This is a genomic window from Dickeya zeae NCPPB 2538, from assembly GCF_000406165.1.
Taxonomy (GTDB): Bacteria; Pseudomonadota; Gammaproteobacteria; order Enterobacterales; family Enterobacteriaceae; genus Dickeya; species Dickeya zeae.
The window spans coordinates 3,308,035-3,320,756 of record NZ_CM001977.1; the positions used below are offsets into that span (position 1 = coordinate 3,308,035).

The following is a 12,722-nucleotide window of genomic DNA, read 5'->3' on the forward strand; positions in this document are numbered from 1 at the left end:
GCGTATCGAATCAATTTCTTGATTATGGCAAGGTTATGGATGAGAAGATGAAAGCAGAGGTAAAAAGTCATTAAAGGACAAAAAGCAAACCGACCACCAGCCCGCCATCCTGCTGGCCGCCTGCGTTTTAACGTTCCGGCGTCATATCGGTTCGCAGTAGATTTTCAGGCAGAGAAACCTGCAGAATGACTGGCTGATAACGCTGATTATTGCCAATTTTCGCAGATAAGCGCTTTACCAGAACGAAACTCACCGCCACGCCAGCAAAGGCACCGATGACTGTTGCCGGTTCACTCTCCAGCCAGTATTGCATCAACGCAGCCCCCAGCATCAGCCCCAACAATGGAAGCAGATAAACCAGCATTGCCGAGCGCAACAGACTGGACTCCGCCAGACCGATTTCCACCCGCTGACCAGGTGACAAAGGCTGCGAATACGCAACGCTCAGCTGGTGCGTTGGCGCACCACCAATCTGATTCAGTAAGCCGGTGCCGCATGATGTACGGGACTGGCAACTCTGACACCCGGAGTGTTGTTCACAATGCAACACGGCGATGCCCGCCTGCCACGATACCACCGTCGCCCATTCTTTAATCATGGCTGCGCCTTGAAGAGCACGTTATCCGCAATACGTTTGGCGGTTGCCAGCGGCAACTCACCAATCACCGTGATTTCCCGGTTATTCCGTACTTCGGTATGGATAGTTCTGCGCCCCAATGAGGCGTTCTGGTCAGGGTGGTTTTCCCCTGCCGGGCTGATATTAACGGAAAAGCTGAACAAACCATCGCTATAAAGACGAGATTCCGTCAGACCGGTCACGCCCGGTAGAGGACGCTGACTGCGCGACACCTCTTCAACACCAACCGGCAGCCACTCTGGCGTCCAGTTAAAATCGGCAACAGACGTCGTAGAAATACTGAGAGATGGCGGCTGGCTGACTTTATCGAGTGGTTTCATGGCTAGCTGCACATTTTTATCCACCGTGACAGAAATCGCCCGGAACTGTTCTAGCAATTCGCCATTCTGATCGAGCAGATCAACCCGCAATGGCAGGCGAGATTCCGCATCAAGACAGACGATATAACTGAAACGCGTGCCATCCCGCGAGACAATCCTCACCACATCGCCCTGGCGGTCCGCCAGACGGATACGACCAGTAGGAATAAAGTCGTAATACGCAGACAAACGCTCAATGTTGGCGAAAATCAGTGCCGGCAGTGAATCGACGATATGATCGCCAGACAACGTAAACGGTTCGGCATCCGCTTCGAAATAGCTAATGTCACCACCGCGCTGAATCACTTCGCGCTTCGGACCATCAAGATGAATCAGTTCAGCCAGCGTTTCGCCATTTTGTACCGAATGCCGGTAGCGCAATGACTCAATGCCCTGACGGGAAACACTGATGTAGTAAATTTCGTAATTTAATGATCGGCTGGCGCTGCTCATCTGCTGCAACAACGCCCCGGAATCACTTGCCGGGGCGAGGGAGGAATAAGACAGGCTGCTCAGCAATACACATGCGGCAAACCAGAAGCGCTTCATTACTGCGGTTGAATTCCTAATGACTGAGTACCAGGCACCTGTACGGCGGCCTGTTGCTGGCTCCCTTGCTGCTGCAACTGGAGCTGATCAGAATGCACACGGCGCTGCAGTTCGTAATCCTGCAGCAGCGCATTAATGCGCTCATGCTGCGCCTGCATCTGACGCTGTCCAGTATGCGCCACGCTGTTTTCCGCAGGCACGCTCAGGCTAACTGGCGAAGCGGAGCCACCCATCACTGGCAATGTGCCCAGTACCGGCGTGTTTTCCACCACATTGTCGCTAACGACGTTGCTTTGCTGGTAGTGCTGAACACCAACAATCACTGCCAGCGAAACGCACGCGGCCATACCAATTTGTGTCAGATGACTGGCGAGTGGACGTACTTTGTGCCAGAACGGCAACGCCTGCCAGGACTGAGGATGCGGCTGAGACTCCGGCACAGTTTTCGTCTTGAACGGAACGGGTTCCTGTTCGAGGACGGCAGCCACACGCGAAGCGATATCAACTTGCATCAGCGTTTCGCTGACATCCCCTCGTAACGTGTCGCGTACCAGATGGTAACGCTGCCAGCTTTGCTGCAATGCATCGTCTTTGGACAAGGCGCCCAGCAGCGCATTATCCACTGCCTCACCATCCATTAAAGCGGAAAGTTTTTCTTTCTGCATAACTTCACCTTACCTTGTCAAACCCGTCATGAGTAACGTTAAGAACAAGCTAACGCTGAATAAGCGGTTGCACTTTATTATCAATCGCTTCCCGTGCGCGGAATATGCGCGAGCGAACTGTACCGACCGGGCAATCCATGATGTCGGCGATCTCCTCATAACTCAGCCCATCCAGTTCACGCAGCGTAATTGCCAGACGTAAATCTTCGGGCAATGACTCGATAGTATGGAAAACGATCCGTCGTAACTCTTCAGACAACATTAAATTCTCAGGGTTCGATATTTCTTTCAACGCGCTGGCACTTTCGTAATTTTCAGCGTCGTTCGCATCCACATCGCTGGAGGGAGGACGTCGCCCCTGAGCCACCAGATAATTCTTCGCCGTGTTCACGGCAATGCGGTACAACCAGGTGTAAAAGGCACTCTCGCCACGAAACGACTCCAGCGCGCGATAGGCTTTGATAAACGATTCCTGCACTACATCGGGCACATCCCCAGAGGGAACGTAACGCGATACCAGACTCGCCACTTTATGCTGATAACGAACGACCAGTAAATTAAACGCTTTTCTGTCGCCGTTCTGGACCCGCTCAACCAGCACCTGATCCGCTAACTGCTCGCTCATCCGAGATCATGTCTCCCCAAAACCGTGTCGCCACGCCTAAGTCATGTACTGCCAGCCATATATCTGAAATCGAGCAAGCATCGGCTTGGAGTCTTTTAATGTCATAAAGTTCCACTACACGACGCTTTTTTTGCATCCTGTCGGATACTTGCTACGTGTCACCGTGCTGCTCTGTGGGGTTTTATTCTCATGACGTTCCCCAGCCAATTGGCAAATCATACGTCAAAAGCCCGTTGCTGGCACCCCGTTCCACCTTTTTACACCCACAATGTTTAACACACTAAACACACACGTGCATTTAAGATAAATATTGTGCTAGATTCAAAAATACCGTTTTATAAATTAAACAACGATCATGATGTCTTCAGTTACAGACTACCACTGTGATGTGCTGATTATCGGCAGCGGAGCCGCTGGATTATCACTGGCGCTACGTCTGGCGCCCCATGCTCGCGTCATGGTGCTGAGTAAAGGCCCACTTAGCGAAAGCGCTACTTTCTACGCACAAGGCGGAATCGCCGCCGTTTTTGATGAAACCGACAGCATTGACGCCCATATCAACGATACCCTGATTGCTGGCGACGGTTTATGCGACAGGGAATCGGTCTCGTTTATTGCGCGTAACGCACGTCATTGCGTGCAGTGGCTTATCGATCAAGGCGTGTTATTCGACACCGAAACCGCACCGCATGGTGAAGCACGCTACCACCTGACACGTGAGGGCGGCCATAGCCATCGCCGTATCCTGCATGCGGCAGACGCCACGGGTAAAGCGGTAGAAACCACGCTGGTGAGCCAGGCGAAACAACACCCCAATATTGTCTTGCTGGAACGTTGCAATGCGGTGGATTTGATTACCTCCAGCAAACTCGGCTTGCCGGGCCACAAACGGGTGGTCGGCGCTTATTTGTGGAACCGCGAAAAAGAGCACGTTGAATCCTGCCGCGCCAAAGCCGTGGTACTCGCCACCGGCGGTGCTGCCAAAGTTTACCAGTACACCACCAACCCCGATATTTCCTCCGGAGACGGTATCGCCATGGCCTGGCGAGCAGGCTGTCGGGTAGCCAATATGGAGTTTAACCAGTTCCACCCGACGTGTTTGTATCACCCACAGGCTCGCAATTTTTTGTTGACCGAAGCGCTGCGTGGTGAAGGTGCCTGGTTAATCCGGCCAGATGGTAGCCGTTTCATGCCCGATTTTGACAAGCGGGCAGAACTGGCACCGCGAGATATTGTCGCCCGGGCTATCGATCATGAAATGAAACGTCTGGGCGTAGACTGTATGTATCTGGATATCAGTCATAAACCCGCAGATTTTATCACCCAGCACTTCCCGACTATCTACGAAAAGTTACTGTCACTGGGCATTGATCTGACCCGGGAACCCATCCCCATTGTTCCCGCCGCCCATTATACCTGTGGCGGTGTCGTGGTTGACCAGCAGGGGCGTACCGATCTGGACGGCCTGTATGCCATTGGTGAAGTCAGCTACACCGGGTTGCATGGTGCCAACCGTATGGCGTCGAACTCGCTGCTGGAATGTCTGGTATATGGCTGGTCTGCCGCCGAAGACATTTTGCAGCACTTACCCGAAAAAACACTGGTGGAATCGCTGCCTCGCTGGGATGAAAGCCAGGTAGAAAACTCGGATGAAAGGGTCGTGATTCAACATAACTGGCACGAACTGCGGCTATTCATGTGGGATTACGTCGGCATTGTGCGCACCACCAAAAGACTGGAGCGCGCACTGCGGCGCATCACGCTGCTACAGCAGGAAATCAGTGAGTATTACGCCCACTTCCGTCTCTCTAACAATCTGCTGGAGCTACGTAATCTGGTTCAGGTCGCAGAATTGATTGTGCGCTGTGCACTGGAGCGTAAAGAGAGCCGGGGGTTGCACTACACGCTCGATTACCCAGAACGTTCGCCAAACGCGCATCCCACGATACTTCATCCTTAATACATAACTCAGTGCCGCTGCCGGGTCTCCCCCGGCAGAGTCCCTTTACCTAGCGGACAAAAAACGGGCTGCTCAGGAGATCGCATTCCTTCCTGAATAGCCTTTCACATCGACAAATAAAAATCCCGCGTCAAGGCCTGAAAAGATGGCGAATATTGGCGGTTGTCATCACGAATGATTAACGACGTTCGATTCACCGCTATCGTGCTTATCTCCGACTCGCCTGCACGCCGCAGTGACAGCAGCACCCGATTGACCGGCCGACTCGCACTGTCCGCCACATCGACTCGGATATCAGCACACCATGCCAACTGCTGTGCCAGCGTTAAGAAATCTTCCGCCCCGCTTACCGGCAAGACGACACAAAGTCGTCCCTCAGGCGTCAGTAGCCGACTGGCGCAATCCAATAAAGCGTCGTGCGTCAACGTGGTGGTATAACGCGCCTGTGCACGCTGGGTCGATGCGCAATCCACTCCGGGGGAAAAATAGGGCGGATTACTCACAATCAACGAGTAACGCGAAGCCGTATCCCGAGCGTAGGCCAGAATATCGGCCTGATAAATTCGTATAGCGTCAGCCCAGGGTGACAATGCCACATTGTCTACCGCCTGCGTACTGGCGGCAGCATCCAGTTCTACACCGTCGACAGGCACCTGCCCACCGCTGCGTTGCGCCAGCATCAAGGCCAACAGGCCGGAACCACAGCCGATATCGAGTATCCGCGTTTCCTGATGCAGTGGTGTCCATGCGCCCAGCAACACGCCATCGGTTCCCACTTTCATCGCACAGCGGTCATGGGCGACAAAAAACTGTTTAAAAGTAAATCCTCCGGCGCGCGGAGCCGGTGTATGCTGCTGGAAGGTCATTGCTATGCCGTATTTATGCCATATTGTTGTCAAACCGCGGTTAGCATAGGAGAAACGCCCGCCTGGGAAAAGTGGCGAATGCCGCTTAAACAGATGAACAAGCCCGCCAATGCGTCTATAATCAGCGCCCCGAACAGAGGTAGACCATGACTGCGACCAATTTTTCCGAGTTTGATCTTGATGACAGCCTGCTTGACGCCTTGCGCGACATGGGCTTCAGCCGTCCAACCGCCATTCAGGCCGAAGCTATTCCTCCGGCGATGGAAGGGCGTGATGTACTGGGCTCCGCACCGACCGGAACCGGCAAAACCGCAGCCTATCTGCTGCCGGTTTTACAACACTTGCTGGATTTTCCACGTAAAAAATCCGGCCCACCGCGGATCCTGATCCTGACACCGACCCGGGAACTGGCGATGCAGGTAGCCGATCAGGCTCGGGCGTTGGCGGCTCATACTCATCTGGACATTGCGACCATCACCGGTGGGGTGGCTTATATGAACCACGCTGAGGTGTTTAGCGAAAATCAGGATGTGGTTGTCGCCACGACCGGTCGTTTATTGCAATACATCAAAGAAGAGAATTTTGACTGTCGTGCAGTAGAAACCCTGATTCTGGATGAAGCAGACCGCATGCTGGACATGGGGTTTGCGCAGGACATCGAGCATATTGCCGGTGAAACCCGCTGGCGTAAGCAGACCATGCTGTTCTCTGCAACGCTTGAAGGGGATGCTATTCAGGATTTTGCCGAGCGACTGCTCAACGAGCCTGCCGAAGTGGAAGCCGATCCATCGAGGCGTGAGCGTAAAAAAATTCTGCAATGGTACTACCGCGCGGATGACATTCAGCACAAGACCGCGCTACTCAGCCACCTGCTCAAGCAGCCGGACGTCACGCGTTCCATCGTGTTTGTGCGCAAACGTGAGCGGGTGCATGAACTGGTAGACTGGTTGCGATCTGCTGGCATCGAATCCTGTTACCTGGAAGGGGAAATGGTGCAGGCCAAACGCAATGAAGCCATCAAACGGTTGAGCGAAGGCCGGGTGAAAGTGCTGGTTGCTACAGATGTCGCCGCACGCGGTCTGGATATTCAGGATGTCAGCCACGTGTTCAACTTCGATTTACCCCGCACGTCTGACATTTATCTGCATCGCATTGGCCGTACCGGACGAGCGGGCCGTAAAGGCAGTGCTATCTCGCTGGTCGAAGCGCATGACTATCTGCTGCTCGATAAAATTGGTCGTTATCTCAACGAGCCATTGAAAGCGCGCGTCATTGATGAATTACGCCCGAGCACCCGTGCGCCAAGCCCCAAATCTAACGGTAAGCCATCGAAAAAAGTGCTGGCTAAGCGCAAAGAGCAGAAAGAAAAAGAGAAAGAAAAGCAGAAGGCGAAGGTCAAGGTGCGCCACCGCGATAGCAAAAATATCGGTAAGCGTCGTCAGCCCAGCACCAAAGCGTCAGCGGAACAACCAAAAGAAAAACCAGCGGATAATACCTGAACCGTTAAACCAGACAGGGAGCCACATGGCTCCCTGTGTTTTTAAGGGCAACTGAAAGCCAGCGTCAGGCTATCGATACCTGCTATCCCTCGCCATAAAAATCGTCTCATAAAAAACATGCCATAAAAAAACATGCCGGACACATTATGTGACCGGCATGGTTTACATGACGATAGCTTGTCTAGCGCTGTTCAAGTAAAGCTAGCGTTCTTCACCTGACTCTCTGTCTTACCGACGCGCTTACAGGCTTTCAGTAAAGGTACGGGCGATAACATCACGCTGCTGCTCAGGCGTCAGCGAGTTGAAACGAACGGCATAACCCGACACACGAATGGTCAACTGCGGGTATTTTTCCGGGTTCTTCACTGCATCTTCCAGTGTTTCGCGACGCAATACGTTCACGTTCAGATGCTGGCCACCCTCAACGCGCACTTCCGGTTTGATTTCCAGCGGTACTTCACGATATTCGAACTGCCCCAGATCGCTGATAGCCACGATCTGATCTTCGTTAAACTCCGATTTGGCACACACGCAACGCGCCTGAGATTTCTCTTCATCCAGCAGCCAGAAAGAGTTAACCAGGGCATTGTTATTTGCTTTGGTGATTTGAATACCTGTAACCATTATTGCCTCCGTTAAGCGGCGTCTATTGAACCGAATACAAAATCCACGATTGATAACAATGTGCCAGCAACCTTAACGCCAGCGCAAAACCAATCGAATCTGATACTCTGTATACCAGCCCTTTCCCACCCACTCTTTGATGTAAGTCAATTTTAACCACCCACCGCTTGGCGACCGATTCATAATTAATTGTTTTATATCAATTTCCCCCAAAATCCTCGATACAATTATTTTTGTAAATTTTAAAAAAAATTCGCAACCCGCAATGTGTCGGCAATAAAAGACAGCGAATAATTTTCCCTCTGCCGTGTTTGACGGTAATCTTAGGCACCTGGATTGATGAATCAGGCTGAACCTGCGCACCCAGGTTGTCGCCATTTACCCGATTGAGCAAAGAGCCTTGCCATGACCACTTCCCTGACCTGGCACGATGTGCTGGCCCAAGAGAAAGAACAGCCTTACTTTGTTAACACCTTGTCGTTTGTCCATCAGGAACGTGCGGCAGGCAAGGTTATCTATCCGCCACAAAAAGATGTTTTTAACGCCTTCCGCTTTACTGAGTTTCATGACGTCAAAGTCGTGATTCTGGGGCAGGACCCGTACCACGGTCCGAATCAGGCGCATGGGCTATCGTTTTCGGTACGCCCGGGCGTGCCAGCGCCCCCCTCATTAGTCAATATCTATAAAGAGCTGGCCAACGATATTCCTGGATTTGAGATCCCCTCCCACGGCTTTTTACAAAGCTGGGCACAGCAAGGTGTAATGCTGCTGAATACCGTACTGACGGTAGAAGCCGGTAAAGCACATTCTCACGCGAATCTGGGTTGGGAAACGTTCACCGACAAGGTGATAGAAAATCTGAATGCACATCGGGAAGGGATCGTATTTCTGTTGTGGGGATCTCATGCGCAGAAGAAAGGCAGCATTATTGATACACAGCGGCACCATGTGCTGAAAGCACCGCATCCGTCGCCGTTATCCGCGCACCGTGGTTTTTTAGGATGCCATCATTTCTCGAAAACCAATCAGTTGCTGGAGCAACGGGGAGATTCGCCCATCGACTGGACGCCCCGTTTACCAGAAAACGTCTGATAGCGAGTTCGTTGTTGCCTTTGCTGGTCAGAGGCAATAACGCATCATCAGAAGCACAAACGCAAAAATTGATCGAACTATAAGGGAATAAAAGGAAATAATAAGGGAAGGACTACGGAGAATTATGGTGGAGCTAAGCGGGATCGAACCGCTGACCTCTTGCATGCCATGCAAGCGCTCTCCCAGCTGAGCTATAGCCCCACACCTGATGACACTATCGATAACCAGACCTTTTGGGATGAAGGTTTGGTGGAGCTAAGCGGGATCGAACCGCTGACCTCTTGCATGCCATGCAAGCGCTCTCCCAGCTGAGCTATAGCCCCGTATCGACACAGTATCGTGTGAACGGGTCGCATGATATGCAACGCCCCTACCCCTGTCAACGCCAAAATCCATTTCTCCGATCAACCGCTGAAAAAGCCGTCAACGCAGGACGCCAGGTGTCATGCAACAACGCACGTTTTATCCCAAAGGCAAAAAACGCTGCAAATCAAGCGCGTTTGCTATTAGCTTATGACAAAAAAGTTTTTCTTACTTTTCACAAAAACCTTAACAATGCGTCATTATTTCATCTACCGGAGTTTTCCAGACATGAAAGATGCCACACTCGCTCTACACCATGGTTTTACCTCCGATCCCGTCACCAAAGCCGTAGCCGTGCCGATTTACCAAAATGTCGCCTTTGAATTCGAGAATGCACAGCACGGCGCGGATCTGTTCAACCTTGCCGTCCCGGGTAATATCTATACGCGGATTATGAACCCGACCAATGATGTGCTGGAACAACGTCTGGCGGCATTGGAAGGCGGAATTGCGGCGCTGGTGGTTTCTGCCGGTAGTGCCGCCATTACTTATGCGATTCAAACGTTGACCCGCCAGGGTGACAATATTGTCTCGACACCACAGTTATATGGCGGCACCTATACCCTGTTTGCTCACATGCTGCCGAGTTTCGGGGTAGAGGTCCGTTTCGCAGCGGATGACTCGCCGCAAGCTATTGCCGAACTGATTGATGAGAAAACCCGGTTGGTCTACTGTGAAAGTATCGGCAATCCAGCGGGCAACATTGTCGATATCGAAGCGCTGGCACAAGTCGCCCACCAACACGGCGTACCGCTGGTCGTGGATAACACCGTTGCTTCGCCAGTACTGTGCAAACCCATTGCATTCGGTGCAGACATCGTCGTGCATTCGATCACGAAATACGTTGGTGGCCACGGTAATTCACTCGGCGGTGCCATTGTGGATGCCGGTACATTCCCCTGGTCACAATACCCTGAAAAATATCCGGGACTGAATCTCCCTGAACCGGCCTATCATGGTGTGGTTTATACCGAAACATTCGGCCCCGCCGCTTTTATTGCCCGCGCCCGAACCGTTCCACTACGCAACACCGGTTCAGCGCTCGCCCCCATGAATGCCTTCTTGTTATTACAGGGGTTGGAAACGCTCTCTCTGCGCATGGAACGACATGTAGAAAATGCCCAAAAAGTAGCGGAATACCTGCAATCTCACCCTAGCGTGGCCTGGGTCAGCTATGCCGGATTGCCGGATCACCCACATTACGCTCTGGCACAGAAATACATGAAAGGTACGCCGTCCGCCATTCTGTCGTTCGGCCTCAAAGACGGCTACGACGCGGGTGTACGCTTCTATGACGCCCTGAAAATTTTTAAACGGCTGGTCAATATTGGTGATGCCAAATCATTAGCCTGCCACCCGGCATCGACCACTCATCGCCAGATGACACCGGAAGAACAGGCTAAGGCCGGTGTTAAACCGGAAATGATTCGCCTGTCAGTCGGCATCGAAGCAATAGAAGATTTACTGGACGACCTGAATCAGGCACTCAATGCCTGATATTCCGGTTGCGTCACGGTAATCAATCGCCATCATTTTCAAAATGATGGCGATTTCAAGAGTGAATACTGGACGTAAAAAAACCCTGGCAAGCAGGGTTTTGAAGAGTCACTATCCCGACAATAGACAATTATTGCTGGGCTTCGCGCTCACTGATAAACGCCAGTGCCCGATCGATACGCGCCAGTGTACGCGACTGACCGATAGCATGTACCGTCACATCCACACCCGGAGACTGGCCTGCGCCGGTTACCGCCACACGCAACGGCATCCCTACTTTTCCCATCCCCTGCTGCAATTCATCTGCAGTGCCCTGAATAGCATGGTGAATATTTTCTGGTGTCCAGTCAGTGATGGCAGCCAGCTTGCTGCGAACCAATTCCAGCGGCTGACGCGCTACCGGACGCAAGTGTTTCTTCGCAGCATCCGCATCGAACTCAGCAAACTCTTCATAGAAGTAGCGGCAGGACTCGGCAATGTCTTTCAGCGTCTTGCAGCGCTCGCCCAGCAATGTCACCAGTTCGCTCAACTGAGGGCCAGTACGGGTATCGATACCGGCCTGCTCGATATGCCACGACAGATGGGTCGCCACGTATTCCGGCGGCAGATGGTTAATATAGTGGTGATTCAGCCACTGCAATTTTTCAGTATTAAATGCACTGGCGGATTTGCTGACAGCATCCAGTGAGAACAACTGCTTCATCTCATCAATAGAGAAAATTTCCTGATCGCCGTGAGCCCATCCCAAACGCACCAGATAGTTCAGCAGTGCTTCCGGCAGATAGCCGTCATCACGGTACTGCATCACGCCTACAGCGCCGTGGCGCTTAGACAGCTTCTTACCGTCGTCGCCCAAAATCATGGAAACGTGCGCGTATTCCGGCACAGGCGCGCCCAGTGCTTTGAGGATATTGATCTGACGCGGCGTATTATTGATATGGTCTTCACCACGAATAACGTGGGTGATCCCCATATCCCAGTCGTCGATAACCACACAGAAGTTATAGGTTGGTGAACCGTCGGTGCGGCGGATGATCAGATCATCGAGCTCAAGGTTGCTGAATTCAATCGGCCCGCGAATACGGTCATCAAAGATCACCGAACCATCCTGAGGGTTGCGAAAACGCACCACATGCGGCTCATCATCAGCATGGTGTTCATGAGAATCGCGGCAGCAGCCGTCATAGCGCGGCTTATCACCATTAGCCATCTGCTGTTCACGCAGCGTTTCCAGACGTTCTTTAGAGCAGTAGCATTTGTAAGCCGTACCGTTTTCCAGCATCTGATCGATGACCGCGTTATAGCGATCAAAACGCTTGGTCTGATAGTACGGGCCTTCATCCCAGTCCAGATTCAACCAGTTCATGCCATCCATAATGGCGTCAATCGCCTCTTTGGTCGAACGCTCCAGATCAGTATCTTCAATACGCAAAACAAATTCGCCGCCATGATGACGGGCAAACAACCAGGAATACAGTGCGGTACGGGCACCGCCAACATGAAGATAACCAGTCGGGCTGGGCGCAAAGCGGGTTTTGATTTTCATTGGGATTACGGCCTTAATTAGACAGCAACGGTCGGTTAACACCAACCAGGATTCCGGACTGCGCCCCGCCATCAAGGGTGCGCGCTGTCAGCGCGAGACACAGCCTGCTTAAAGTGGGCAATATTCTATCACTCCCCCTCGATTCCTCAACGCCATAACCGCGTCGAGGCCCGTCTCTTCGCGCTAAAATGCGCAGGGATTCAACGATAACGCCCAGAAATACGGCATATCGACTAATTTTACAACGAACAACCATTTTCGTTTTAAAAAGCGTTGACTCATAGGCAACTATCCCTATAATGCGACTCCACACAGCGGGGGTGATTAGCTCAGCTGGGAGAGCACCTCCCTTACAAGGAGGGGGTCGGCGGTTCGATCCCGTCATCACCCACCACTCATTAGAGTGCCGCGCTGTGTAAAGTAAGAAGATTTGAGATTGG

At 52.3% G+C, this 12,722-nt stretch carries 11 protein-coding genes and 3 tRNA genes; 5 read left to right on the top strand and 9 right to left on the bottom strand.

Annotated elements, in window-relative coordinates; all coding sequences use genetic code 11:
• Positions 1–127 precede the first annotated feature (127 nt).
• From rseC to rpoE, 4 genes are read right to left on the bottom strand one after another with little or no spacing between them, the layout of a single operon-like run.
• Positions 128–598, bottom strand: coding sequence for a SoxR-reducing system protein RseC (gene rseC, locus DZE2538_RS14485; protein WP_038916653.1), 471 nt, complete (start codon positions 596–598; stop codon positions 128–130).
• Positions 595–1,545, bottom strand: coding sequence for a sigma-E factor regulatory protein RseB (rseB, locus tag DZE2538_RS14490; RefSeq protein WP_038914436.1), 951 nt, complete (start codon positions 1,543–1,545; stop codon positions 595–597). The genes rseC and rseB overlap by 4 nt, the downstream gene beginning before the upstream one ends.
• The gene (rseA, locus tag DZE2538_RS14495; protein WP_038916654.1) at positions 1,545–2,210 is read right to left on the bottom strand and encodes an anti-sigma-E factor RseA; all 666 of its coding nucleotides are present in this window, start codon (positions 2,208–2,210) and stop codon (positions 1,545–1,547) included. Before rseA ends, rseB begins: the two co-directional genes overlap by 1 nt.
• Before the next feature lie 49 nt (positions 2,211–2,259).
• Entirely contained in the window at positions 2,260–2,835 is a 576-nt protein-coding gene (rpoE, locus tag DZE2538_RS14500) for an RNA polymerase sigma factor RpoE (RefSeq protein WP_012885756.1), read from the bottom strand.
• Positions 2,836–3,190: 355 nt separating this feature from the next.
• Between rpoE and nadB the strand changes: the two genes are divergently transcribed.
• Positions 3,191–4,795, top strand: coding sequence for an L-aspartate oxidase (gene nadB, locus DZE2538_RS14505; protein ID WP_019845892.1), 1,605 nt, complete (start codon positions 3,191–3,193; stop codon positions 4,793–4,795).
• Between the two features lie 104 nt (positions 4,796–4,899).
• On the opposite strand, the gene trmN is transcribed toward nadB, so the two are convergent.
• Entirely contained in the window at positions 4,900–5,661 is a 762-nt protein-coding gene (gene trmN / locus DZE2538_RS14510) for a tRNA(1)(Val) (adenine(37)-N(6))-methyltransferase TrmN (RefSeq protein WP_038916655.1), read from the bottom strand.
• 146 nt (positions 5,662–5,807) lie between these two features.
• Here trmN and srmB point away from each other — a divergent pair, with 146 nt between their 5' ends.
• Entirely contained in the window at positions 5,808–7,160 is a 1,353-nt protein-coding gene (srmB, locus tag DZE2538_RS14515; protein WP_038916656.1) for an ATP-dependent RNA helicase SrmB, read from the top strand.
• Between the two features lie 240 nt (positions 7,161–7,400).
• Here srmB and grcA read toward each other — a convergent pair whose 3' ends face one another.
• Positions 7,401–7,784 (bottom strand): autonomous glycyl radical cofactor GrcA, encoded by a 384-nt coding sequence (gene grcA, locus DZE2538_RS14520; RefSeq protein WP_012885760.1) that lies wholly within the window; start codon positions 7,782–7,784, stop codon positions 7,401–7,403.
• A gap of 405 nt (positions 7,785–8,189) precedes the next feature.
• Between grcA and ung the strand changes: the two genes are divergently transcribed.
• The gene (ung, locus tag DZE2538_RS14525; RefSeq protein ID WP_023640498.1) at positions 8,190–8,876 is read left to right on the top strand and encodes a uracil-DNA glycosylase; all 687 of its coding nucleotides are present in this window, start codon (positions 8,190–8,192) and stop codon (positions 8,874–8,876) included.
• A gap of 125 nt (positions 8,877–9,001) precedes the next feature.
• Here the strand turns inward: ung and DZE2538_RS14530 are convergent.
• Both DZE2538_RS14530 and DZE2538_RS14535 read right to left on the bottom strand, forming a co-directional pair.
• A tRNA-Ala gene (locus DZE2538_RS14530) sits at positions 9,002–9,077 on the bottom strand.
• A 46-nt stretch (positions 9,078–9,123) separates the two neighbouring features.
• Positions 9,124–9,199 (bottom strand) — tRNA-Ala (locus DZE2538_RS14535).
• Positions 9,200–9,467: 268 nt separating this feature from the next.
• Between DZE2538_RS14535 and DZE2538_RS14540 the strand changes: the two genes are divergently transcribed.
• The gene (locus DZE2538_RS14540; RefSeq protein ID WP_038914440.1) at positions 9,468–10,736 is read left to right on the top strand and encodes an O-acetylhomoserine aminocarboxypropyltransferase/cysteine synthase family protein; all 1,269 of its coding nucleotides are present in this window, start codon (positions 9,468–9,470) and stop codon (positions 10,734–10,736) included.
• Between the two features lie 130 nt (positions 10,737–10,866).
• On the opposite strand, the gene gltX is transcribed toward DZE2538_RS14540, so the two are convergent.
• Positions 10,867–12,282, bottom strand: coding sequence for a glutamate--tRNA ligase (gene gltX / locus DZE2538_RS14545; RefSeq protein ID WP_038916657.1), 1,416 nt, complete (start codon positions 12,280–12,282; stop codon positions 10,867–10,869).
• Positions 12,283–12,600: 318 nt separating this feature from the next.
• On the opposite strand from gltX, the gene DZE2538_RS14550 reads away from it, so the two are divergent.
• Positions 12,601–12,676: transfer RNA gene (locus tag DZE2538_RS14550), tRNA-Val, on the top strand.
• Positions 12,677–12,722: the final 46 nt, after the last annotated feature.